This window comes from Paenibacillus hexagrammi (assembly GCF_021513275.1).
Taxonomy (GTDB): domain Bacteria; phylum Bacillota; class Bacilli; order Paenibacillales; family NBRC-103111; genus Paenibacillus_E; species Paenibacillus_E hexagrammi.
Genome location: NZ_CP090978.1, coordinates 4,150,559 through 4,176,976 on the forward strand (window position 1 = coordinate 4,150,559; position 26,418 = coordinate 4,176,976).

General features: G+C 42.9%; 18 protein-coding genes and 2 pseudogenes. 2 read left to right on the forward strand and 18 right to left on the reverse strand.

What is annotated here, in order from left to right; all coding sequences use genetic code 11:
• Positions 1-97: 97 nt before the first annotated feature.
• The 9 genes and pseudogenes from L0M14_RS18830 to L0M14_RS18870 form a co-directional block, all read right to left on the reverse strand.
• Positions 98-3,283: a hypothetical protein gene (locus tag L0M14_RS18830; RefSeq protein ID WP_235118157.1), complete on the reverse strand. Its 3,186-nt coding sequence runs from the start codon at positions 3,281-3,283 to the stop codon at positions 98-100.
• 292 nt (positions 3,284-3,575) lie between these two features.
• Positions 3,576-4,313: a carbohydrate ABC transporter permease gene (locus L0M14_RS18835; protein ID WP_235118158.1), complete on the reverse strand. Its 738-nt coding sequence runs from the start codon at positions 4,311-4,313 to the stop codon at positions 3,576-3,578.
• 91 nt (positions 4,314-4,404) lie between these two features.
• Positions 4,405-5,289, reverse strand: a complete 885-nt coding sequence (locus tag L0M14_RS18840) for a carbohydrate ABC transporter permease (protein WP_235118159.1) — start codon at positions 5,287-5,289, stop codon at positions 4,405-4,407.
• A 75-nt stretch (positions 5,290-5,364) separates the two neighbouring features.
• Positions 5,365-6,732 carry an ABC transporter substrate-binding protein gene (locus L0M14_RS18845; protein WP_235118160.1) on the reverse strand — a complete coding sequence of 456 codons (1,368 nt, stop codon included), beginning with the start codon at positions 6,730-6,732 and terminating at the stop codon, positions 5,365-5,367.
• 200 nt (positions 6,733-6,932) lie between these two features.
• Positions 6,933-8,540, reverse strand: coding sequence for a response regulator (locus L0M14_RS18850; RefSeq protein WP_235118161.1), 1,608 nt, complete (start codon positions 8,538-8,540; stop codon positions 6,933-6,935).
• 145 nt (positions 8,541-8,685) lie between these two features.
• Positions 8,686-10,443, reverse strand: a pseudogene (locus tag L0M14_RS18855) (cache domain-containing sensor histidine kinase); the annotation flags it as partial.
• A gap of 206 nt (positions 10,444-10,649) precedes the next feature.
• Positions 10,650-10,910 (reverse strand): annotated as a pseudogene (locus tag L0M14_RS18860) (sigma factor); the annotation flags it as partial.
• Positions 10,901-12,733, reverse strand: coding sequence for a diguanylate cyclase domain-containing protein (locus L0M14_RS18865; protein ID WP_235118163.1), 1,833 nt, complete (start codon positions 12,731-12,733; stop codon positions 10,901-10,903). The gene L0M14_RS18865 and the pseudogene L0M14_RS18860, both read right to left, overlap by 10 nt.
• A 286-nt stretch (positions 12,734-13,019) precedes the next feature.
• The gene (locus tag L0M14_RS18870) at positions 13,020-14,081 is read right to left on the reverse strand and encodes a Gfo/Idh/MocA family protein (RefSeq protein ID WP_235118164.1); all 1,062 of its coding nucleotides are present in this window, start codon (positions 14,079-14,081) and stop codon (positions 13,020-13,022) included.
• A 122-nt stretch (positions 14,082-14,203) separates the two neighbouring features.
• On the opposite strand from L0M14_RS18870, the gene L0M14_RS18875 reads away from it, so the two are divergent.
• Entirely contained in the window at positions 14,204-15,115 is a 912-nt protein-coding gene (locus L0M14_RS18875; RefSeq protein ID WP_235118165.1) for an AraC family transcriptional regulator, read from the forward strand.
• Positions 15,116-15,172: 57 nt separating this feature from the next.
• Here the strand turns inward: L0M14_RS18875 and L0M14_RS31145 are convergent, their stop codons facing one another.
• The 4 genes from L0M14_RS31145 to L0M14_RS18890 form a co-directional block, all read right to left on the reverse strand.
• Entirely contained in the window at positions 15,173-15,814 is a 642-nt protein-coding gene (locus L0M14_RS31145) for an ABC transporter substrate-binding protein (RefSeq protein WP_260115368.1), read from the reverse strand.
• On the reverse strand, positions 15,796-16,416 hold the full coding sequence (locus L0M14_RS31150) for an ABC transporter substrate-binding protein (RefSeq protein WP_260115369.1): 621 nt from the start codon (positions 16,414-16,416) through the stop codon (positions 15,796-15,798). Before L0M14_RS31150 ends, L0M14_RS31145 begins: the two co-directional genes overlap by 19 nt.
• A gap of 8 nt (positions 16,417-16,424) precedes the next feature.
• Positions 16,425-18,530, reverse strand: coding sequence for a GGDEF domain-containing protein (locus L0M14_RS18885; protein ID WP_235118166.1), 2,106 nt, complete (start codon positions 18,528-18,530; stop codon positions 16,425-16,427).
• Positions 18,531-18,751: 221 nt separating this feature from the next.
• Positions 18,752-19,918 (reverse strand): lytic polysaccharide monooxygenase, encoded by a 1,167-nt coding sequence (locus tag L0M14_RS18890; protein ID WP_235118167.1) that lies wholly within the window; start codon positions 19,916-19,918, stop codon positions 18,752-18,754.
• A gap of 284 nt (positions 19,919-20,202) precedes the next feature.
• On the opposite strand from L0M14_RS18890, the gene L0M14_RS18895 reads away from it, so the two are divergent.
• Entirely contained in the window at positions 20,203-21,177 is a 975-nt protein-coding gene (locus L0M14_RS18895) for a hypothetical protein (protein WP_235118168.1), read from the forward strand.
• A 583-nt stretch (positions 21,178-21,760) separates the two neighbouring features.
• Here L0M14_RS18895 and L0M14_RS31155 read toward each other — a convergent pair.
• Genes L0M14_RS31155 through L0M14_RS18915 form a run of 5 tightly spaced genes read right to left on the reverse strand, consistent with a single transcriptional unit; the run spans position 21,761 to position 26,369 of the window.
• Positions 21,761-22,102, reverse strand: a complete 342-nt coding sequence (locus L0M14_RS31155) for an extracellular solute-binding protein (RefSeq protein ID WP_260115482.1) — start codon at positions 22,100-22,102, stop codon at positions 21,761-21,763.
• Between the two features lie 17 nt (positions 22,103-22,119).
• Positions 22,120-23,022, reverse strand: coding sequence for an extracellular solute-binding protein (locus L0M14_RS31160; RefSeq protein WP_260115370.1), 903 nt, complete (start codon positions 23,020-23,022; stop codon positions 22,120-22,122).
• A gap of 5 nt (positions 23,023-23,027) precedes the next feature.
• A complete protein-coding gene (locus L0M14_RS18905; protein WP_235118169.1) occupies positions 23,028-24,566 on the reverse strand; it encodes a response regulator transcription factor in 1,539 nt (512 codons plus the stop codon).
• Positions 24,559-25,047 (reverse strand): sensor histidine kinase, encoded by a 489-nt coding sequence (locus L0M14_RS18910; protein ID WP_235118170.1) that lies wholly within the window; start codon positions 25,045-25,047, stop codon positions 24,559-24,561. Before L0M14_RS18910 ends, L0M14_RS18905 begins: the two co-directional genes overlap by 8 nt.
• A complete protein-coding gene (locus L0M14_RS18915; RefSeq protein ID WP_235118171.1) occupies positions 25,044-26,369 on the reverse strand; it encodes a sensor histidine kinase in 1,326 nt (441 codons plus the stop codon). Before L0M14_RS18915 ends, L0M14_RS18910 begins: the two co-directional genes overlap by 4 nt.
• Positions 26,370-26,418: the final 49 nt, after the last annotated feature.

Genomic DNA, 26,418 nt, shown 5'->3' on the forward strand with positions numbered 1-26,418 from the left:
TTCCACACCCTCATCAGCCTTGAGCCATAAGTCAAGACCATCTCTAGGAATATCGACAGGCGTCATATCGCGCACCACTACACGAGCGTGCGACTGGCTAAGAACATCGCCTTCTTTCGACCGTACATAAATAATGTATGGACCGGGCAACTTTGGCGCAGTTATTTCTATCATGTTGCCGGAGGCCATTGTTTCTTTTGTCGCTTTCAATAAAATTTCCGTCACTCGATGAGGAAATCCATATCTGTTTTGTGGCGTCGTCCAAATCGTACGCAAACCTGACTTTCCCGCCGGGGGCTACGGACACATCAGCCGGAAGCAGCCTATTCGCCACCGATACGGTAGTGGTAAAGTTGAGGGTTATTGCAGGCGTCGAAGTGCTACCTACCAAGGTCCAACTTCCTTCGGTGCTTATTTCGTACCCATTCGCCACGGGCTTGCCGTTAAGCGTAAAGGTGTAATCGTTACTCAAAGTCAGTTTAAGCGGCCGTACCGCTGAAACTTCGTAGTTTTTCCCATTTTCCACATTGGTTGCTGAACCGCTCGCGTCGACGTATACCGTATACTTGGAAGTGGCCGTTTCTCTGCCTTCACCATATTTGATATATAGTTTGTATTCTCCTGCGACAGACGGAGCGTTGATTGACTTTACGTCTCCGGCAGCTTTTGTCATCGTATTGCCTTCGTTAAAGACAGTTGTGTTCGCAGGCGCGAGCCAAACTGTGTCTTGAGCTTTTAGCAGACCTCTGCGGCTCAGCTTTTCACCTTTACCCATGATGACGTTGGAAGCCAACTCGAACTCGGTATCGGCAATAAGGCTCCTTGGGATCATCTTCGTGTATTCGTTAGTAAGGCCCGAATTCAAAACGATTTCGTTGCCCTTAAGCGGCCAAATGCGGCTTGTGCTTTTGTAATTGTCATAAGTAGTCCTAGGGGCGCCATTTTGGTTGTTATCCCCGTCTACGTAACCTTGGACCATAATCATATCGCTTTTGCGCTTCCAGTTGTTAAACTCAATAAGGCGGCTCTGCCCCACGGCATAGGAGAGCTTTGCCTGCACAACGTTGCCTATCATCTTGATGAACGTGCTGCCTTCATCGGGATGGAACCCGTTCATCCAGTTGTTGGAGTCCGTGGGTTTGTCAGTTGGATTCGGGTTAAGGAAGTTGTAGTTCATCTCAGTGAAATTCGTCCAGTTGTCAGAGTTCCAGTTACTATTCTTGTTTGTGACGGGGTCGTTTGTCAAAGGGTAGACGGTGTTAATGGTGTCCCATGTCCCTCCACCCGGCAAATTACCCGGATCACCTTGCCGGCCCAGTGAGTAAATGGCTCCGGAGTCGTTAACTACCGTACAAATTTGCTCTATCCGGTTATAGTTTATTTTGTTATTCCTGGATGTTGTAGAGATCACCGGAGACCTTGCTACGCTCGTTTCATTCGTACCATGGTAAGGACCACCAGTCTTGTTGGTACCTTGGGCAGTAAAGCCGAACCCATCGTACTCGTCCCAGCCCCAGCCGATGCTCATGGCACCGTAAGTGGTGTCATAAATGTAGTTGTGCAGTACCTGCATATTAGTTGTGTAGAAAGAAGCCAGTGCGTTAGCGCCCGGGAATCCGTAGCAGGTCCTGTACAAAAAGTTATTTGTAATATAAATATTTTCCGGCACGGCTTCCGTACCCGCCGTAAATTTTTCCTTATCAACGCCGGCCCAGTTCCTTATTGGCGTGCCAGAGGCCGAAGCACTGGATTCATGCGTAATCGCCACATCGTTTTCATAGATATGCTGCGGATGTCCGATTACAATGCCGGAAGCGAGCGTATCTACGATATAGTTGCCCGAGATTTCGATATCCTTGGCATCGTTTTCTACATGGATGCCATTAAATCCGGTAAGCCCGATCTCGCCATTCAGCACTTTGATGTTCCTCGCCGCGTTGATCTGTACCGCTGCCGGCGGTATGTCATACCCTCGGTAGAAAGTCTCATGCCAGTTTATGCTGCTGGGGAAGTAAACTTTATTCACGATAGAGCCCTGAACGGACGCATAGCCACGGGAAGTGGTCGTTACAGGACCGGATCCGTCGCTAAGTGTATATGTGCCCGTCAGTTCAGTCAGTTTGTAGTCGGTATGGGCAAACTTCAGCCCGTTGAAGGTTATGTTTTTGACACGTCCATCATCCGAGCCCGCAACAGGGTTTAACCGATCTCCTACAGGGATCCCTCTGAGGTCGAGAACCGTCTCAAGCCTTGGAATGACCACGTCAGCGGTATTGATATTCTCGCCTTCAAGCGGGATGTAATAAAGCGTGCTTTCCGCTTGGTCGAAATAGAAATCTCCGCGTTTGTTGAAGAACTCGAAAGCGTTGCGGATGACTTGATTGTTGCCTGGATTGTATTGCGTATTATTACTTAAAGACTGTGAAATCGCCGCATACGGCATCTGGAACCGGAGCATAACACCGCCGGGCTTGTTGCTGGCTGCCGGCGCCTGTTCAATCGACGCGAAGGTGACAAAAGGCCTCGCCCATCTGGCGGTGGATCCGCCCATGCTTTCAGCTTCGATGTTTTGGGGATTTTTCGTTGCCGTTGTCAGACCCACGCTGGCATCGAATACGATACCCGCCCGGATGTTGCTGCCGTTCTGCCACGCCCAAGGGTTATTGGCAGTGGTAAAGCTAACTGTGGGGGTGCCCGTGACGGTTCTGTTGGCCGAAACGATTTGCGGACTCAGCGTCATGTTAGCTCTCTTATCGTTTACATAAATCGCGCGTAACTTATCGTTCCGGTTCAGAGTCGTTTTATACGCCTTCAAGCCGCCAGTCTGGGTGAGGCCAACAGCTTCTGTCCATACGCCTTTTCCCAACATTTCACCCGCGCTGATTACCGGCTTCGCCCCTGGCGCCGCCTCATAACGTATCGTGCTGCTTGCACTTCCGGAATCATCCTTGTTAAATACCAAGGTCTCATCAAGCGAATAAAATCCATCCGCAATTTGAACGACGATATCCCCACCGGTCTTAGGCAGAGTCCTTACTACTGCTTTTGCCTTGGCAACTGTTTTGTACGGCTTTCCTTGCGATCCGTCACCTGTGCTATCATTGCCATTTGTAGCAACATAGATAGTTGCACTTGGCGTACTGCCAACTGCAGTTCCACTTGGCGTACTGCCAGCTGCAGTTGCATCTGCCGCACTGTCAGCTGCGAATACCGACCCTGAAAATGGCAGCATGTAAAATACCATTATCAAAGTCAGAATCCAAATGAATGATCTTTTTCTCACTCTCATAAAACCTCCTTGGATATAAGTGAACTACTATACACATTACCGCCTAGGCGGTATTAGTGCCGGCTTCTTCTCTGTGCAGATTCCGACTAAGTTGTTCTAACCCCAATATTGGAAGCGCTGTCAATTGATACTTTTATGATACCAGTCTGTGCGGATATTCCCAGAGACTATTATTGGACCGTAAGGAAAATTCTCGGGACAATTTGAAAAGATAGAGCGCTGCGTTAGCTTGCAGATACGGAGAAGGGACACCACCTCTGGCGTCCCTTCTCCCACTTCACAATCGTCACTTCAAAATTGCACCTGCAGTCAATGCATTTTCGATCTTTTCGTTGCCTATTAAATAAACGATGATCATAGGCAAGCTGGACAACAGCATGCTCGCGCCAATGAGCCCCCAATCCGCAACTCCCACATTGACAAAGAATCCAAGCAACCCCACCGTAAGCGGCCGCAATTGATCCTTAGAAGCAATAATAAAAGCAAGCGGAAATTCGTTCCAGATTCGAATGAATATAAGAACGCATTGCGTCACGAGCGCCGGCATTACGATTGGAAATATGATTTTAATATACGTTTGATAGACATTCGCTCCATCGATGCATGCCGCTTCTTCCAGCTCATTAGGCAAAGAGCGGAGAAAGGCATACAGCATCAGTACGCAGGAAGCAATGGCGAAGCCGGAATACGGTAAGATAAGACCTAAATAACTATTCTTGATATGCATCCATTTAACCAGTTGGAATAAAGGTATAACGACTACTTCAATTGGGACAATTAAACCCATAGATACATATAACAACATCGCGGAGTTAAATCTCCATTGCATACGGCTGAGGCAATAAGCAAGCATGCTGCCGGTTAACAACGTAATGACGATTGTACCTGTGGTATATATCACGCTGTTCTCGAAATACGTATAAAAATGGTATTTGGACAACGCTTCGCTAAAGTTCAGCCAGTCCCAGGAAGACGGTAACCCAAAAGGATTTTTGTAAGCTTCGCTTTTGGACTTCAACGACATCGTGACCATCCAATACAAAGGAAACAGAAACGTGCATCCCATAGCTACCCAAAACGCTCGGCTTAATAATTTCAGAAAGCTCCCCTCCAGCTTAAAACTCCAGTTTATCTCTGGCAACGAACCTTTGAATGAAAAAGGAGATCAAAAGGCATTCCAGAATAAAAATAACGGCGATCGCAGTGCCTTTGCCAAATTCGGAAGTATCAAATGCCGTGTAATACATCTGGTAGATGACCGTTCTGGACTGATCTCCCGGCCCTCCTGCCGTCATGACTCGTACATGCGAATAAAATGCCATTGAGCCTAATGTAGACAGGATAAGCACGTATTTAATTACATTCTGCAGCAAAGGGATCGTAATTCGTAAGCTAACTTGAATAAAATTAGCTCCATCAATCAATGCCGCTTCATAGTAACTCTTGGGTATAGTTTTGATTCCTGTATAAAACAGCATCGCGTTTAGTCCAATATATTGCCACAGGAATGTCAAACCGATGCTGGGCATTACCGTTTTCTTTTCCGTCAACCACGAATGTGTCCAAGAACTCAACCCTAATGAGTTGAGAATCGCGTTAAATAAGCCCCAATTGGGTTCGTAGAACGCCAGCCATATCTGTGAAACAACGGTGACCGACAAGATCGCAGGGAACATCGCCACTGTCTTGAAGAATCGACGAAACTTCGGTGTCTGAGCATCCATAAAAAGCGAAAGCATCATGGATAGGGGGAGTCCCAGTAACAATGATATGGCTACAATGAGATACGTATTTTTATGAGCGGTCCAAAAGGATGAGGATAATATCACTTCTTTGTAATTATTTAAACCAACAAAACCCAAATTTCTAAAACCGTCATGCTTATGCAAGCTCATCCAGATCTCCGGCAGCAAAGGGTATACGCAGAATAAGGTAAACAGTAGTAATGCCGGGAAAGCAAACACAAATATAGACACTTTGGTGCTAAAGTACTTGTTCATCGCTCTCTCCACCATTTAATTTGTGTCTAAACCCCCTAGGATTTCTCCAGAGGGGATTTAGCTGTTAAATTATTTTCACTTGGCAAACCACGTATTTTGGCTCCAAATCTTGTTCATTGCTGCATTAAAATCATTGGCTCCGTACTCGCCCGTTAATAAATTCGCGCCTTGCGTAGAGATTTCGGCAGACGTCTTCGCATCTAACGAATTAAGAGCCCAGGATGGGATTTTATTAGGAATCGGATTGTACCAGTCAACGAACTTCTGCATAAGCGGGCTCCGATCCGCTGCCTTATTGCCTGTCTTCAAAGATATAGGAGCACCGGTAGTTTCAAAATATAAAGCATCCGCCATGGCTAGATATTCGGCAAGCTTGACGGCCTCTTCCGGGTTCTTAGTTTTGCCATTGACCGCATAACCGTTAAGTGGAGAACCCCAGAACTGAACATTCTTTGTAGGACTATACTTGTCACTGGCGCTTGGAAATGGGAAAAAGTCAACCGTTTCGTCTTTTGCGAGATTTGGCAGCTCCCAAGTGAACATCCATAACATTGCCGCCTTTTTGGACGTAAACATCTCCATCGCCGGACCGTAATCTAAATTGGCAATACCGTCTGGGAACACGCCTCCCTTAACCAGCGTTTCGATGCGGGCCGCGCCTTCCTTGACAGATGGATTATGGAAGTCCGTTTTGTTGCTGACAAGGTCTGCCATCGCCTGCGGATCTCCAATTTGAATCATTTGCTGCAGCATAAAGAGCTTCGGTCCCCACCCGTCCTTGCCGGGAGTTACAGCCGGTACCATGCCTTTGCCCTTGAGCGTCTTCGAGATTTTAATCAGCTCATCAAACGTGGTCGGCACTTGAACCCCGGCTTTCTCAAACATATCTTTATGATAGAAGATAACAGGGGTGAAATACGTGTCCGCTCCGGATGACAAGCTGTAAATCCCGTTATCTACATGCTTTAACGCATCCGGCACCGCGTATTTTCCTAAGAAACCGTCTTTTGAAATATAAGGTGTCAAATCCAGAATGCTGCCTGTGCTCTTCAACGGCGTAAAGTAACCCGCATCATTCCAGAATACGTCCGGCATATCCCCAGATGCATTTAACGTCTTCAATTTGTTTGCCATATCCTCGCCGCCGCCGCCTGGCTCAAACTCGACTTCAAGATTGGGGAGTGCTGTAGCAATATTGGGTTTAATGAATTTTTCCATAATATTGTTGCGATTTTCGTCCGTCGTAATCGTTATGACTCTCATCTTGGTTTTTTTGCTATCCGTCTTCGTAGTACTCTTGTCATCCTGCTTGCTTGCTGCCGAGGGCGACGGGTTGTCAGACGACTGGCTGAACTTTGTTTCATCCCCACTGCCGCATGCCGTTGTAACCAGAAGAGTACTTGCCATAAGGAACATAGCTGCTGCCTTTGACTTCGTTTTCATTGTTTACCTCCCCTATTGTAAAAGCGGTTATCAGATTGATTTCAGTTCTTGAAAGCGGTATCAACCTTGAGTTAATTTTACGAATATTGCCAATTTTAGTACAGAGAATATTCTCGGACCAGTAGTAAAATTAGCGGTAAAAAATAGACGTTAGTGGCAAAGTTTACACTTTCCCCTCAACGTCTGCATGGAAGTATAGGCTAACTAATTTTATTCACATATTTGCTTGGTGTGATTCCCATCTGTTTTTTGAAGCATTTGCTGAAATAGTTGGCGTCCGCATATCCCACTTGGTTCGCTACGTTTTGAATAACCTTCTCTCCCTGATCAAAAAGTTCTTTTGCTTTAATAATCCGTATTTCGGTCAGGTAGTCATTGATCGTAAAGGTCGTTTCTTTTTTGAACACGAAACAAAGATGATTGTAATTCATATGAACGCTCTTTGCGATATCTTCGATTCGCAGTTCTTCGTTGCCGTAGTACTTCGAAATATACGATTTGACCTCCTCTATAACTTTGACGGCTCTATTGGTTTTGCGGCTGTGTACATAATTCATCGCCTTTAGAATGAAAGCGCGTATCCAGTCCTCCAACTCGTTGAAGGTCTTCATCCGCTGAACGTGTTGTATCAAATCGGGCTGTGTCATATTTCGGAAGACATCTTCAGAGCTTTGCGAGGCTTCAGCCAAAAATTCCAGACATGTGGATACGATTTCGATTCCGGCGAGAAGCAGCATTTCCATAGAAGCTTTTTGGACGCAAGTATCATGAAAAAAACGCGAGAGCCATTCTTCCGTCTCGGAGATGTTCCCGATTCGCATAGACATTAGCAATCCGCTTCTCTTTTCCACCGAGAACAAGCCGACCTTTATCCCGTTTTCCGCAATCAAGGAATGTGTGAACACCTTGTTGCCACCCCATATAAACCGTTGCTTTAATGCGATTAACGCTTCCTTGTACGATGCCGAAATCGACTCAAACGATTCGTATGCATTCCCTAAACCGATCGTTACTGTACAGCCCAAGTCGCTCTCTAAGTTCAATCGAATCCGTTCGCAAATCGTTTCCAGCTTATTGAAGTTCCCGTCAGGCGAGCCTATGATCAGAACCAGGCGAGCCTCATGGTCATGACAGCTGGCGCACTGAAAGGCGCTCTGCATATTATTTTGAGCGATGTCTTGTACCTTGGCTTTGCGTATCAGCATATCCTCATCAAGATTCCTCTCATCACTTGAATCCAGATCGACGACAATCGCCCGATAATGCAACCCTTCCAGCTTTATTCCAAAATCATTTAATCGATCCCGTTCATAACCGGATCTAGAGATACCATTTCCCTGCAGCCAAGAGTTCAGGACTTGCTCCTTCAGGACAGACAAGCCTTCGCTCGCCTGCTTTCTTAAATCGTCCAGCTCAAGTTCGCCAAGACGCTCCGTTGCTATCAGTTCTTTAATATCAAGTAAGGAGCTTCGGAGTTCTTCTTCGTTAATAGGTTTCAGCACGTAATTCATAACGCCTAACTGCACGGCCTGTCTGGCATACACGAATTCGCTGTGGCCTGACAATACCAGAAATTTTGATTTCCGGTCGCGCTCCTTGGCTTTGTGTATAAACTCCAATCCATCCATAATTGGCATATTCATATCGACCAACACGACATCAGGCTCTATCTCAGTCATCAGCTCCAGCGCTTCCACCCCGTGTTTTGCTTCCCCTGCGATTTGAAAGCCCATCTCACTCCACGGCAGCGAAATCTTCAAGGCTTGCCTGAAGTAATATTCGTCATCGACGATAAGTACCTTGTACATGGTCGTTCCTCCTATTCTAATTGATCCTTATCTTGCGGATCATAGAAATTAGCCTCATGGATGCGAACAGGAGCTAATGATGAAGAAGAGGCAGTATGATTACAATTTTCGTATAAACACCGTATTCGCTTTCAACTTTCAGTCCGTATCTTTCCCCGTACAGCATTCGGATCCGATTAGATACGCTTCTAATCCCAAATCCGCCAGCTTCATCAAAAACGACGAATCCCTCCATTATCGCCTTGGTTTGATCCTTGTTCATACCAACCCCGTTATCGTAAATTTCAATTTCCACATTGTTACCGCAACGCCTTCCTGTAATGCGTATAATTCCTTTTTCCTTTTTGAGCTTCAATCCATGATAGATGGCATTCTCCACGATTGGCTGCAAGGTCAATTTCGGTATCGAATATGTCAGAATTTCATTGTCAATTTCCATCGTATACTCCATATATTCCACATAACGCAGCTGCTGAATTTCCAAATAGCTTTCCGTTAAACGCATCTCTTCACCTATCGATATGATATCGTTACCTTTGCTTAATGAGATCTTATAGAAATTCGCCATGTATTGGGCTGCCTGTATAGCTTGCTTCCCTAAGCCCAACTTAATGAGCGAAATAATGGTTTCAACCGTGTTGTACAAAAAATGAGGCTTCACTTGCGATTGCAGCAATTTAAATTCGATCTCGGCTTTTGTCCTTTGTTTCTCGACGTTTTCGGCCATAAGCGCCTCAATGCGATTCATTAAGTTATTGAAGCCCTCGCTTAAATATCCGATCTCATCTTTGGATTGGTAGGTACTTCTGACTTGCATCTTTCCGGTCCGAATTTCTCTCATTGTCTTAGCAAGCTGGAAGATGGGGCGCGTGATCGATCCTGACAATAGAAAGGATACAATTAATGCTAATAGCAAGCATGCTGCGCCAATCCCAATCATCAATTGATTGATTTGTTTCCGATCTGAAGAAATATCACTCATAGGGATAACGCTTACAATTGTCCATTTCAACGGTTCAAAGCGCTGTGTGAATATCAACATTTCTTGGCTTCCGCTGCCCTGGGTAAATGCTGTGTCTTTACCATTCTCGGGAATGCTTATGGAGACCGCTTCCTTGAAATCCCGGTATAACATGGCTTTATTCTGTGAGGAAATAATCCGGCCGGCGGAATCGACAATATAAAATTCCCCTCCCTTATTTTCCCCTTCGTAAATTGAAGCAATCGTCGTTTCTTTCACGTACAAAAATACTCTGCCAACCATTTTACCAGTATCTTTATGAATGACCGTTTTGGAAACCGCAATTACGTTCTGTTCACCTTCATACAAAAATCCGAATTTGATCAAGCCTGTCCAAGTGGGTAAATAGAAACGATCATCCGCCCCATAACCGTCACCGAATATGCGGGAAGCATATGCGTTATCGGCAAATCCGACGTCCACCCAGTGATGATTCGATGTGAGAATGCTTACCGCTTTAATTTTTGTGTTAGGCTCCACAATATTGCTGATCGTCTCTGAAAGGGTCTTCTTAATCGAAAGGTTATTTAAACCTTCAACCGGCCTGCTTGCATGGAACTCACTATTTAATAATAAATCGTTATAAAGCACATTCTGCAATCGATAATCGCTGGCCAAAATTTTAGAATAGTCTTCAATTGTAGCTACCAAAGTTTGAAGGTTGTTTTTGATGAGCTCAAGCTCTCGGGATGAATTATTGATCTCTTTCTCGATAAGGGCTTTCTGTGAAATCGTGTTAGCAAAATACGACTGAGTAGAAATAAATACGACAATGATTAATATATTCGCTATGAATATTTTGTTTTTAATGGAACTCCCGCCTATATACTTCGAGAATCCACTCATAACGTGATTACTTCCTTTCTTTTCAAATGGAAACATTCATCATGTAAGAATAGAGAGACTTACCTATAAGATATCTATGCGGGGGTTCTCTATTAAGAATAGCATAGGTTTAAAACGAGTCAAATTGAATTGTTTTAAGCTAGAATAAGAAAATAAAAAACCGGAACCCCCACGGAGTCCCGGCCCTTTTCCGAAAATGCACTACCCGCTTCGCCTGCTGCGCAATCGCCGGGTCATGCGTGCTCTAAACCAAACTTATCCACTACAACCTCTTTCTCCATCCCATTGCCCTCTTTATCCGTCCCAATCGGATCATGTAGGGACACATCACTACGCGTTTTCTTCAACGAACGCAAATGCATAAGGATCTCATTCTCGATACAACGCGCCGCGAACGCGGCCAACTTCGTCCCTTTGTTCGGCGAGAACGATTCGATGGTTTTAATCAACCCGATTGTTCCAATGGAGATCAGATCCTCGAGGTCTTCGCCTGTTACGGCAAATAAGGATTCATCTCACTCTGATAAACAACAAAACGATTCTTGCCGCCTTCTTTTGCCTCGTATAACGCGATGTCCGCATGCTTAATCAGCGTCTCTCTATCCATTCCATGGTTAGGATAATGACTAATCCCAATACTCGGGGTAGCCCTGACTACATCACTATCAATTTGAAGAGGCTCATTTAGCGTAGATATTATAGACTCAGCTAACTTTTCAGCACTATTTTGATCCTCAAGAGCACATAGAATAATAAACTCATCCCCGCCTAAACGTGCCACAATATCTTTGGGTCCAGCTGACACTTTAAGAATCTCTGCAACTTTGCAGAGCAATTTGTCTCCAACTAGATGACCAAGGGAATCATTTATATCCTTAAATCTATCTAAATCAATCATCAAAACTGCGAATGGCCCTTCGGACTTCATTTTATCTGGAGCCATTTGATCATATATGTATCGTCTATTAGGAATGGAAGTGAGCGGATCATGGAAGGCTAGCTTATGAATTTGTTCGTATAAATTCTCACGCTCCAGAGCAGCTGCGAGTAAATCCATCGTATGTGTTACCGAGTGAATGAGTGGCCCTACATTACTTGATTGATGTTTTTCAAACATGTCACCTATCAGCACTAAAAAACCCATGTCTTTACTTTCAGTACGAATAGTATGTACGATCAATGATTCGTTACTTTCAACAAGTTTTTGAAGTTGTAATGGCGGGAAAGCACCTTCCTGAAAGGTCTGATTGATTTGTATTAATGAATACTCTTCGGTTGAGTAGATACTCTCGATCCTAAGCGTCTTCTCTCCCTCCCAGAGAGCCAAACACCCCCAAGTAAAGGAGGTCAGCGATAACCATGATAAATCACGAATCGATTCAGGATTGGACTTAATCAGCGTTCTCCCAATCAAGTAATTATTTTGTAAAGCACTGGACAAGACTTCCACCGTTTGCAAACTTCTTAGATATAACGCATCTATTTCATCCGAGCGAGTACTGAGCTTGCATCCGCAGGATTGTCTGAACACAATCTCCATCTTCTCTATACGTACCTGATCCTGGACTAGAGCCTCATCTATTTGGTTGAGCAGCAGTTCAGCCATTCTTTTCCCCCTTTCATACAGGGGTTGTGCTACTGAAGTCAACGAATAATGTGACGCATACTCGGTATTATCGAAACTACAAACACTAATATCCTCAGGAACGCGAATGCCCAGCATTCTAAATGCTTCCATAATCCCAACTGCTGTCCGGTCTGCGCTAGCAATTAATGCTGTGAATCCAAATCCTCTTTGTTGCATAAGCTGTACGGCATCTCCACCGTATTTTTCCCATAGGTTTTTCACATCATAGATGAGCTCCGACTGAAATGGAATCCCGTTTTCCTCTAAGGCCCGGAGGTACCCTTCATAACGTTGAATGCTTTCTTCATTACTGCTGGCATACACAAATGCAATGCTTCTATGCCCATGCTGTATCATATGGCTGGCAGCATCATACCCACCTTGTTCATTATTAACTACAAATGTCGTGCATGTAGTAAATCCGCTTTTGTAAGGGGTAGTGATAATCGGTTTGTTCATTGATTCCAGACGTTTAATATGTACAGGGTCGGATACCGCATCAAGAAGAACGATCCACCCATCGATGTAATCTATTCCTAAATAATGGAAGTAATGATTCTGATGACTTGAATCGTAGGTTTGAAAGTGAACGATATGAGCGTCCCTATCTAAAGCCACGTCATGAATGCCTTTCAGCATATTGTTAAAATAAAAACCATCTGTCAGTGGGGTCAACACCCCAATTATTTTCTTAACCATACAAGCACCTCAATAATCAACAATGGATGACTTACATGCTGGGTTTGTTCAGTTATGATGTTTTTCTATCTTGATTATTCAAAGCTTGTTTTCTATAGTTCTATAATAGGACGGCCTTAAACAGCAATCATACCGTCTGAAGATTTTACCATACATTATTTAAATAAACAGTGTATTATTTTCCAAATATAGCGTCTTATATTATCGAAAATAAAAAAGCAGTAGAACGTCAAACTTTACAGTTTGAACATTCTGCTACTTTTTCAAATAGAAATATTACCTATACTCACTGGGAATGCCCCTTTGGAATATGTACCCACTTTTCATCTGTAAATGCCTCGATGATACAATCTATTGTTTTCTGATTCTCATATCCGTCCTTGATGGTTGCATCGAGTCCATCCGCCTTGCCATTCAATATATGGAAAAAGGCTTGCATCTGATCTACTTTGAATTGACTCGGAATGTCAACCTCACGGAAGCACTTATCATCCTCTTCCAAAAAGTGTACTTGTAATTCATCTTCTTCCTCCAGATCGTAAACCAAAGCCCCGTGCGTTCCATATATCTCAATTCTCTGATAATTGCCCCGACCATGTGCAAATCGGGTAATGGCTATCGTCGATGAAATTCCATCTTCCAGCGCCGCCAGAACATGGCAATAATCATCCACATCCACCGTCCCTTTCCCCTCTTCGTTCATAAGGTTCCTTTCGTTCATAATTGTACCTGCATGAGCAGCCACTTTTATTGTCTCTCCTACAAGGAAGCGATGAAGGTCAAGTATATGTGAACCGAGATCGCCTAGTGCACCTGATCCTGACAGTTCCTTTTGAAATCTCCACGTTAACGGTATTTCTTCATGAATCGCCCATCCTTGAAAATATTGGCTGTAAATATGATGAATCTTTCCTAATTTTCCTTGTTCAATCAACCATTTAGCGTACCTGACTGCAGCCTTGTACCGGTATGTAAAACATACCATATGTGGAACGTACTCTTCTTCCAGTGCATCTCTCAATATAGCAGCTTCCCGCACATTAAGAGCAATCGGTTTTTCCAAAGCAAATGGTTTTCGGTGTCGAATAGCTGCATAGGTTACAGCAAAATGATTGAAATTTGGCGTACCAATCGTTACTGCATCAATATCGGCGTCTTTCAGCATATCTTCGTAATTCAGAAATCGCCGTTCTTCCGGGATGTTGAATTCTTCTCCCTTGATAGCAAGCAATTGCTCATTGCTGTCGCAAATCGCCCATACTTTGGCATCCTCACTAGCCATTGTTCTGGCTATGTGGTAATTGGCTATTCCACCCATTCCAATAATACCAATTTTCAGCTTCTCCATCGCGCACCACCTGCTTCATATCATCATAGTTAATTCTTATCCAGTATAAATTGTGGTACGATATTCGAGAATGTACGATAGAGACATTTTTTGTACAATAGCGACTATTAAGGGTGGGTATCATGCTCGCATTCAATATGGAATATTTGCCGAGAATAAAGTTAATGGGTTTTGTAGCGTATAAAAATCCCTGGATTCATTTCAGGAGAATCACGGATGAATTTATTTTGTATTTTATCAAGAGCGGGGAACTTCATATCGAGGAACGAGGTATTCCATATATCCTGAAGAAAGGCGATTTTTTAATTCTTGAACCCCATACAGAACATATAGGAATAGAAAAGCATGTTTGCGATTATTTCTACATTCATTTTTCCCATCCCCATGTCGAACAACTGCCTTCTCCGGATTTCGTATTACTTGGCAGACAAATGTTTCTAGAAGAATCTCATCTTGAGGAAGTAAATCAAGAGGAATCGATTTGTTATTTTCCTAAATATTTTAACCTATCTAATAAATCTGGCTTTTCCCAAACTCTACATAGCATGAATGAGCTCCAGCAATTGTACAATCGCAGACAATTTAATCGAAGTTTGACATCTCTTAAATTCGCACAAATCATGATTGAGACTTCACGGGAATATTTGCTGAAAGAACTTCATAATCGTATCGCTCAGCCTAATAGTTCGATGATGAAAGTACATGCTGTACTCGATTACATTCATCAGAATTACTCTAATAAAATTACAAGTGCTGATATTGAACGCGAATTTATGTGTAATTTTGATTATATGAACCGGATCTTTCATAAAATAACCGGCCACACCATTACCCGATATGTGAATACTGTAAGAATCAATCAAGCGAAGGAACTAATCGAAGCAACCCACCTAAGTTTTGGAGAAGTCGGATATTTGGTCGGTTTAAATGATCCGTATTATTTTAGTAAAGTATTTAAACAGTATGTTGGCATTTCCCCCAGACAGTACGCTCAAAGTATCAAACAGAAAAAAGGACTGCTAGAGCAGCCCTGAATTTACCGAATATTCTATAGGGGAAAATGTAGGATCTTTGTGAGTATCATGATTCTTTCAGTGCGTAGAGTCCCACGCATTGTCCAAATCAGTCAAGTAATCTTCTATATTGCCTTTAAAGAGAAACTTCTGCACAATTTGTTCTAAAAGCATTTCATTCGGTAACGAATGATCCGCATAATCAACTATGGCTTTCCGCTGAAAAGCATCGTTTAAATCATCGAATATCGGATTTTCAAGATGCATGTTTTCTTCTGTAGCTATAGCATTCTGATTGGATAGATAGTTTTTCACGTTCTCACTTTCTAAAAGAAAGTTCAAAAATGCCTTAGCTTCGCTTGGATGTTCTGAACTCCGTGAAACCGTTATAAGGCTGTCAATGCCAGAAACAAGTCGGTTGTTGCTCTGATCATCCGTAGCGGGAAAAGGAAATATTCCCAGCTCGATTTCCGGATTCGCCTTCTTAATCTCAGGAATCGCCCACGATCCTTGGATATACATGAACGATGCGCCATTAGCAAAGGCAATGTTACCTTCTCCGTATGTTTTTTGATTCCAGTCAGCGTTTCCGTAAGGAAGCAATTCCAATTGTCTTTTTGCAATTTCTCCATATTCCTTTATGAACGCAGTCTTCCCCTCCAGCCTCCGCTGAATAAATGTATCGCTTTGCAGATTAGAAGCTATTGCATTAAAAGACACCAGAGTCGTCCATGCTTCTTTAAATGTGAAGTAAAAGGGGTCTGTTTCTTTTCTCGGATCGATTCAGCTAATGAAATCAATTCTGGCCAAGTCTTTGGAATCTGAAGCCCAAATTGCCGAAACAATGCTTTATTGTAAAGGATTCCATTAACATTCGCTGAGTATGGAATCCCGTTGATTTGCCCCGAAGAGCTAAGTGCCCTGACTGTGTCAATATAAGTAGGCATGATATTTTTGACACTTGGATCACCTGAAAAATCAGAAAAAACCGCAGTATTAGCAAGTGTAACAAATGTATCCGTAGCTCCTATCGCGACTAAATCTGGAGCATCGTTTTTAGCTACCATGCTGGTCAGCAATTGTTCGGCTTCACGATCATTAATCTGAGTGATCTCGATGTTGGGGTGCTGTTTTTCAAATGCAGTTATAAGCTCGTTAAAAATTTCTTTAGCCTCCAGTTTATTCTGAAGAAATCGAAGCTGCACCTTGCTCGCTTGTGGTTCTCCTGTATTCAAAGAATCTGAAGGCTGACTTACATTGCATCCGCAAACTAATGCGGCAATGGTGACTATCGACAGTACAGTAACTCCTACACGTTTCATAAGTCCTCCTAAGCACTCCTAATATCAAGGCTTGAAGCTACACAATTTCTTCCTCTGGCTTTAGCTTCATATAAGGCAGTGTCCGCTTGGTTAATAACCTCCAGCAAATGCTCGCCTTTTCCTACCTCCGCAACGCCAAAGCTTGCCGTTACCCGAAGACTCGTGTCGTTAAACAAGACACATTCGCATTCTACCGCGGCTCTAAGAGATTCAGCTACCTGTAACGCTGCAGCGAGTGACGTATGTGGCAGAAGAATAATAAATTCTTCACCTCCATACCTCCCCATGATATCACCATCTCGAAGATTCTTTGAGACTCGATTGGAAATCATCTTTAATACCTCATCTCCCGCCAAATGACCGTATTGATCATTAAACTTTTTAAAAAAGTCAATATCATACAGGATCAGCGAAAGGTTTGAGTGCTCGTTTCTGGCTTTCTTCATCTCATTCTCGGCTAGACGCATAAAATGACGTCGGTTACTGACTCCTGTTAAACCATCGGTTGTCGCAAGGACTAGCATTTCGTGATATTGATTCACATTTTCCATGACAACAGAAACTTGGTTAAAATAGGCAAAAATATTCTCCAAAGCAGATTCACTTGGTAATTCCTCGTGTACGACTGAAAAACAAAATATTTTTTCCTTGTTGCTTGTATGAATCGGCATCACGAATGTCCTCTTGCCCGTTGCTGCCCCATCGTCTATCGAAATCCATCTTTGTTCATGATCGGATGTAAATATATAATTAAATTGTTTATTTGTCATGCCTTCTTCAAAAGTGAAATCTCCTAGTGCGTTGGGAAAAGCCCCCATAGCCAGATAGGCTGTACCCTCTTGGAAGCTGTAGATTTCAGCTGTTTCGAAGGTCACAAGTTTATATAAATTACGCAAAGCAACTTTAAGTAAATCATCCATTTCAAGTGTTGAGCTTAAGCTCATAGTAGCTATACTAAGTGATTGTGCATCTTGTCTATGTTTGGATTCAAGACTGATTTGTACTTCCAATTGTGCGGTATGTGCCTTTAATTGAATGAATTCATTCAAACGAACGATCATGTTGTTGAAACTGCGGCCTACATGGCCAATCTCATCTTTATAGCGGATATCCGCCCTTACTTCCAGATCCCCATCTTCGCTTCTCTTCATCAGTTCACTAAGCTCCGAGAGCGGTCTTCCTACTCTACGAGCGATAAGTGCCCCAATACCAATGGACAAAAGAATAGAAATCATCACCATGATCGCGGTGATACGCCAAATATTGCTTGCTTCACTAACCAATTGTTGAATAGGTATCTGGTTCACCAATGTCCATCCGGTTTCTGCTGAGGTATAGTGTATAAACAGATACTCCTTGCTTCCTATCTTCAATTGAAAGGATGAGGAACCAGCTTCCCTAGATAGAGGCGAATTCTTCCACCAGCTGGCGGCATCTCCAATCTTGTCACTCGTAGTCGTTGTTTCCATAATACGTCCCATTGAGTCGATCATATACAGCCTGTTATGATCTGATGTTTCAAGGCCTTTCATTTCATCTTGTAAAAAGGAACCTTTAAGCTCAAATAGAAGCACCCTAATCGGTTTATTTTTCAAATTATTTTTAATTAATCTGCCTAAACCAAATGTGTTTTCTGATATATCTGTTACAAATCGATTGTTCCTCGTTGGTAACCAAATGGCTTTACCCTCACCCTTTACAATATTTTGATACCATTCCTCATTCTTGGAACGATCATACGGAAGCAGCTGTGCAGAATGTATGGCGCTGCTTGTCGTCAACAGGGATGAAAGCTTAATTTTAATTCGATTAGCAGCTTGCAAGCTCTCAAAAGTCCCATCGTTTTCCTGCGCACTATCTGTGACAATATCTTCTTGCAGCTTCTGGTCGTCGGTAAAAAGAAAAGTCATATTTTTTAACGCTTCCAGTTTCAAATCCATGCGTTTAACGGTCTGTTCGACAGCCTGCTCTGAATTCACTTTCACCTTGTTGACAATATTTTGTTTGGCGATCTGATAAGTCAATAGCCCTAGAGCCGAAATTATAACCAAGAAGGTTAAGAAAAAGGTTATGAATATTTTCATACTTATGGATTCGGATAATCGTTTAACCATGTTTTTCAACTCCTGCAGAAACAATTCCTTATTCATTAGACTACGACTTCTTTTCGACAAATCCCTCTAAATTTAAACATAATCAATAACACGTAAGGGATTGAATGTAGACGCCAGATGATGGAATGCTTGACTGAATTCAAAATATTCTTGCAGCAAAAAAAGAGGCTGAATCAGAGCATATTGCCCCGACAGCCTCTTTGCTGACACTCATTACATTTTTAATTTTTAATCAATTCTACATCATCAATTTGCAAGTTGGCATCGCCGCCGTTTGCTTGAATATAGAAGCCAATATCAAGCTGCCCGTTCGTGACGTTCACAGTTGCTGTATATTGCTGATAGCTGGAACCGTGGGCAACATTCACGTATACAGGAGAGCCGCCGTATCCGCTTGCCTCCATTCTGGCAATGTTAGGTGCGCCGGTGCTTTGTTTGATCCATGCTTTCACTGTGTAAGATCCGTTAGCCAAACCTGTCTTCACCTGATGAACGCTCTGTTGGTAGCCAGATGAGTTCCAGAACCAAAGCTTCTTGCTGCCGCCATGAACATCGCTGCCATCCACCCCATATTTAGCGGATTGGCCAGCCGGCTGCCAAGCTGTCCAGCCATTGATATTCCCGCTTTCAAATCCGGCGTTTAGTAAAGACAGATCGGAACCCGGATTAGTACCAGGGTCTGTTCCTGGATCCGTACCTGGATCCGTACCTGGATCTGTTCCTGGATCTGTTCCTGGATCTGTACCAGGGCCGGGATCTGGATTTGTTCCGTTAAAGTTCGCGTCAATTACCGAATAGAAGGTGTTGCCCGTGTAATCCACTTGCCATAGAGCTAAAATGACATGATAGCCGCTGCGCTCAGGAATGACGCAACCATGTGTTGGATTTCCAGGTGATTTACCCTTATCATCTACCGAACAAAACGGCGTTAAATCAAAGGAATCTCGAGTCAGTGGTTGATTAGGATTCCAATCAGGTTTAGTAATATAGTACTTGTAATTATCCGAAATGTGCTGGGCAGGAATAATCCAATGGAATTCATGATATCCCGACTGGAAATTGTGTTTGTACCAGCGACTGCTGGATTGCTCATCTAGAACAGCATAAGGACGGCCAGCACTTGGGATTTTTCCGTCTTCAGCCCCGGACTGTGGGAAAGTCCCGGGATGTTCTGTATCCGCAGGAATTACATTACTACAATTCGTGTTTACACCTTGCGTACATAGGTCGCCGCGAGAACCTTCAACATAACCGTGAGCGGATGCGCTGCCAGCGACAAGTATGGAGCCTACAATAATAAGGAATAAAATACCCAGATTATACATCCACTTCTTCTGTAAAGTCTCCGTTCTTTCATTTAAATTTGTTACTGCTTGCATCATTTCCATAATTACAACTTCCTCCCAACCTGAATATGATTACTTCACGACAAGGCACTGCGTTTTACCTCGTCCATATGAATCCGCTTACATCCCACCTCCTCGATTACATAATATCACTCATTTTTCCAATTAATGGTGTAAAAAAATCTTCAGATTGTCTTTTATTTCATCATATTAAAATCACGAAATAATCCACTACTTGTGAGAAAATAGAACACCGACATCTCTTTGGTAAGATGTTACGATCTGTTCGAAGGGGGACACATGATTTCAATCATAGGGAGGGTCGCATGTATGCACATGTAAAATGGTTTGTTGATGACCATGGTTGGCAGCCTCATCAGCTGGGAGACATCATTTCCTTACATTTTCTGTTCTGGCTTGGTATTACACTATTTGCGTTAATTCTCGCTACGATCATCAATGATAGGATCGAACGACATTGCTGCGTCAGCAAATTTTTACATGGTTTAGATCGACTAAAGCGCTACCAATTAACCATTATGCGGGTTGGACTTGGTTTAGGGCTGTCGCTTCAGTTATTCACCCATTCTTACCTAGCACCGACTCTTAAACCTGACGCACTTTGGGTATATGTAGTGCTTATTTTGGCTATAGCAGGTTTAACACATCGAAAACTGCTTCCGATGAGCGGCATTGCACTCGCCATTTTAAGTACCGAAACCGTTTTGCAATATGGATTGTTCCATTCTCTTGACTACGTGTTCTATGCAGGAATCATTTATTACTTGTTTGCAGTTAACAGCAACTGGAATCTCCCCTTGCTTCCTGTCCTTTATACAAGTACTGGAATGTCATTAGCCTGGTTGTCCATGGAAAAATTAACGATGCCAGGATTAGCAGAATCGCTGATCCATGAGTATGGCATTCCAACGTTTGGCTTTACCGCGGATGAATTCGTCATGATTTCCGCTTTTATTGAGATTGCTCTTGGATGGTCATTCGTTCTGGGAATCTTAAATCGCTTCACAGCATTCCTGCTAAGCGGAATGTTCCTGCTTACCTCTCTCGTATTCGGCTTCACTGAAATAGTAGGACACACGGTTATTCATACGCTATTCATCATATTTATAATCGAAGGCAAAGGGAAGTCTTACGCACTCCTTCAATTTAATCATTGGCCAATCTGGGGTCGATGTACATTTGTGATCATTAGTTTCTGCCTGCTGCTCTTTAGTTTAATGGCCATTTATATTTGGATGGGTGGTGTGAATACCGAGTTGATTCGTATACCAAATATATGAAATGGAGTTGGCAATGATATGACAAAATGTGATTTGCTCATTAAGGAGAGCAGATTGGGTGCTTCTCTTCTATTGATAATCCGCCTGTATTTGGGGTGGAAATGGCTGACTTCAGGGTGGGGAAAACTCACTTCCGAAAAGAGGTTTGACGCCACCGGCTACTTGCACAACGCAGTTTTAAGCTCCTCAGGAGAAAAACCTACCGTACAGCATTGGTGGGGACATTTTCTAGAGTCATTTGCAATTCCTCATGTTAAATGGTTTAACTTTCTAATCCCTTGGGGGAGTTTCTAATTGGATTAGCTCTAATTCTTGGTACATACACCGTAGTTGCCTCTCTTGTCGGCATGCTCATGAACATGTCATTCTTCCTGTCTGGTTCCATAAGTACAATCCCCCAGATGCTTCTCTGTTCGTTCTTGATCATCTATGCTGGCAGTAACTCGGACCGATTCGGTATCCTGTATCTGATTTACAGATTCCGAGCCAGACCTGTGGAACCGCCGTCCAATCTCCATCAGCAGCAGTAACAAAATCAAGAGCCGAGATTGAAACATATACCTCGGCTCTTGATCATATTTGCTTATTCGACTTTCCTCGAGTTAAGAATTGTATCTATCTTGGCTGCAGCTTCGTTCAATCCATCCGTCACGGAGATTTGATTATCCAGAATACGGTTCATAGTTTGGCCGAACACTTCGTCAATTAAATCCCAATGAGGAACAACTGGTCTTAAAGAAGGCTGATGTTTCAACCCCTCAACGGCCGCCATTATGAAGGGATTATCCTGGACTTCCTTCGGAAAAGTAACTTCCGAATTAGCAGGGATGATTCCCACTTTCATCATCATTTCCCCCGCTTCCTTACCTGTCATCCATTTCATGAAGGTCCATGCAGCTTCCGAATGCTTGGATTCTTTCATCATCACCAAATTTTCTCCGCCTACAATGGATACACCTGGAAAAGGGCTGGAAGAGTTTTATCCAAAATACTCTCCTTTAGACCTGCAGCACTTGCTTGAGAGCTAAAAAACCACGGTCCTTCATCCAACATAAATAATTTACCTTGAATGACATTCCCCCAACTATCTTCACGGTTTAGCAAGTAACTGATTCTGAAAGTCCCTTGGAAGAGCATGTCTTTCATTTGCTCCACAGCCCAGATACTCTCCTTACTATTCAGATAACCTAATGCCGCAGTATTGGATTCATTGAGCAATTTCCCACCGAGGCCGATAAAATAAGGTCCATAATTCCACATTGCGCCTCCTTGCATGCCCAAAATATCATGGTAAACATCTGCTGCTTCTCGTAGGCCAGACATCGTTGTGGGAGGCGCTGCATAACCGCTCAATCTTAACATCTGTTTGTTATAAATAGCTATCTTAGTCGTCATGTTCAGCGGCAGACCATAATATTGTCCTTGATATTGATTCGTTTCAAGCGTTGGGGCTACAAGTTTTTGCTTTACAGTTTCAAAATCTGAGAAACGACTTAGCGGGTACAGCAGCCCGAGATCAGCAAACTCCGGTGACCAGATGATGTCCATTCGAACAAGATCAGGTGTTTTATCTGAAAATGATCGGGAAATGAGCGCATCTTTCAATCTATAGTTATAAGGCTGTCGAACCGGAGTGACGATTATATCGGGATGTAGACGCTCGAATTCCGGAATCACTTCATTCTCAAAAACTTTCGTTTCTTCTTCACTGTATGTATGCCACATAACCACTTCAACTTTTGACGTAGGTATTGTCTGTTTTTCCAGAGGACCGTCAATGAAGGCTTGTCCACAACCTGCCAAAAACACTGTTGTTAAAAGAGGTATGATCTTGATCATACGCATACCGGTCACTCCTCTTCCACAAGATGCAGCTGCTCACGATATTCCAGCGGGGACATACCTGTTATCTTCTTGAATAACTTGCTAAAATATTTGACATCTTTAAAACCGGAATTTGCTGCCACTTCATAAACCTTGGCCGTTGTAAGACTTAGCTGTTCCTTCGCCCTTTTAATACGTAGCTGGATGAGATAATCTATAAAATTTAAATTGGTTTGCTTTTTATATAATAAACTAAAGTAATTTCTGCTAACATGCACATGTTCGGCTACCATTTGCAGAGTTATGTCTTCCGTAAAATGTTCGTGGATATAAGCAATTGCACGTTCAATTATGCTAGCCGTTGTGTTATCAGAAGTATTCGTCTGAGGCTGGGCATCATGCTCATTCATGCCTGAATAAAGTAAAGATAGGACATCATTCAGAGTCTCGCTTTTCATAATTTGTTGGCTGTAATCGACCAATAATGCAGGCTCCATACGAACATTCAGCGTGTTCGATAATAAGTCACATGCTGCCCTCTTGACTTGCTCTGATGAAGCCCCTATCTTCATCCATTTTTGATACCACTGCAGAATTCGAAGATCCTTTCCTGCTAAGTCATGTTCCTGTTTACCGGTATGAGGAGACATCAACGTGAAGCGGTCCGATTGCCACTCATGAATCCCGCCGCCCCCATGGAAAAAACACAGCTCATGCAGATTGCTTAAATAACCATAATTGTCTATCCATTGCCGCGGCTCATCTGCTTGCAAAAAACCAAGTGTGAGACGTAAACTAGACTTTTTCTCCAACTCCAATTTCAGCTCTTGTATCATATCGAAAGTACCTATATAAGGCGGCATAACAAAGAGCATCTCAGAGTTATACTTCGTCATAATTGCGATTCCTTGCACCTGACGTTCATAAAATTGCTCCTGTAACTCATCCATTAACATGTCTACATATAAATAACCATTCTTTTCCAGTAATTCTCTTATCCCGCTAATAATCGCTAGCACCATTATGTACCCATGCTGAAATTCAGCAGAGATCAATTGTTTGTCAACTTCAACCACTCCTGCATTTCCTTTTGAAAGCAGTTTCTTCAAAGCGTATTCCATTTTCTTCCGATCTTCATCCCGTTTGGTTTGTTCTAATCGTTCCAGGCTTGTTTGGATCAGTCTCTCTTTCTCAAGCGACTCTATGGAACGACTGATAACTCCATCCAATTGATCAGGCTCCATCGTTGACTTCTGTATATAGTCGATTGCCCCCAACACCATACCTTCTCGCACATACTCAAAATCTTGATAACTGCTAATTAAAATCACTTTTATATCAGGGCAAATCCCTTTTGCTTTTCTTAACAATTCAAGTCCATCCATCACAGGCATTTTGATATCGGTGAACAATATATCCGCCGGGCTATCGATTAATGCTTGAAGAGCTGCAAGCCCATTAGCGTATTCACCCACAAACTTCAATCGCTTATCGTTCCAATTAATACATGATTTCACTGCAGAACGAATGATGGGCTCATCATCTACAATCATTACCCTATACATACTGTTCACCTCCTGGATGTTCGGGACCCCGTTGTTTGACAAGTTTAAGTGTAACTGTCGTGCCTCGCCCGATCTCGCTATGAAATGAACATTCAGAACCTGGCGGAAAGTACAGCTCAATGCATTCAAAGACATGCTTCAAACCAATCCCAACTTCATTAAAATGCTGCGAACTCTGTAAATTGGTAAGAATGTTCATGCGATTCGGTTCCATTCCGATACCATTATCTCGAATGCTGACGATAACAGCGTCCTGCTGATTTAAAGCCGTTATTTCTATGACACCATCCTGCCCTCCGGGTACAATTCCGTGAAAAATTGAATTCTCAACGAGTGGTTGTAAGATCATCCTCGGAATCAATGATTTCTTGCATGCTTCGTCAATATGTAGAATCAGCGAAAAGATTAAATTATATCTCAATTGTAAAATGGGCAAGTAATGTGCAATGATGTCCAATTCTTCATGTAAAGTGATCATCATTCCTTTTTTCCCATATTCGCTTCCATTAACCGGTTAAAGTTGGTGATTCCTTCAAAGGCTTTGTCTTTATCGCCAAATTTAATCAACCAGCGGATGGTATTCAGCGTATTGAACATAAAGTGCGGATTAATTTGATGGGTTACGGCGCGTAATTCCGCCTTACGCTTCTTTGACTGTTCCTCTTCGACCTGATACATTAATTCATTTACTTGGTAAATCATTTTATTAAATTGCAAACTAAGCATGCCAATCTCGTCCGAAGACTCAATCGTTGTTCGCACATCGAGGTTTCCTTCCCCTACAAGCTTCATTTGTTTGGTCAGTTGTTTAATAGGCGAAGTGATTTTCCGGGCACTCCATAGTCCGATACCTATCGCAAGTAGGAACAATCCAATGCTCCAATTAAAAATCGAACCGCGGAGATGATCCAATTGTCCAGTTAATTCCTGAGTCGGTACAATGCCAACAATAATCCAACCGTTCGAAAGTGTGTGCTTCACCCCATAATAGGTAACGGATTGTTCCTCATACTCGAACTCGCTTACGGATTCATCTAAAAGATGACTTTTCAACTCATCCGCCACTTCACTTCCGACGAGGGTGATATCCTTGTTAATCATCATGTTCCCTTCACGATCTACAACAAAGAAGGTTCCCGTTCTGCCGAGCGTTAGCCTTGAAATAATCTTTAAAGCCTCTTTGCCGTCAATATTAATCATAATGTAACCAATGTTGTGCAGATCACGGAAATCCTTCATGACCCGAACACCAGGTATGACTAAGTCGATGTTTTCTCCTGCGCCGCTAAACAAATCAAATTGCATGGGAGACCAGGCCATCTTACCATCCATTTCGTCAGCTTTCTTGATCCAACTAAAATTGTGGAGGGTAAACCGGTTCAGCTTATTTTGCGAAAAAGTGCCGCTCCCCCAACTGCCCCCATTCTCCCTCAGGACATATACCATTTTCACAAACGAGTTGGAGAAAGCGATATTATTCAACGTATTGGTAATATATGCGGCGTCCATTTGATTTGAAAGCTCTATTGAATCCTCCAGCGTAATCAGCTTTTGAATGGAGGTATCGCTAAAGATCAAATTAGAAGAGTCACTTCCCACATTTAAAATGTTAGACAAGGAATCAGCAGCTTGTCCAACCAACTGTAATGACGTTTGGCGCACATTATGCTTAACAATGGTTGAAGCTGAAACATAAAAAAGAACGCTGATAAAAATGGTCGGGATTAAAATAACGACTAGCAGCGCTGCTATGGTTTTACTCGCCACACTATTTTTGAATCGCAATTGCTTGAGCACAGCCATTAGAGCGCCCACCTCACTTATCTGCATACACCTATTTTAACAGAAAAGA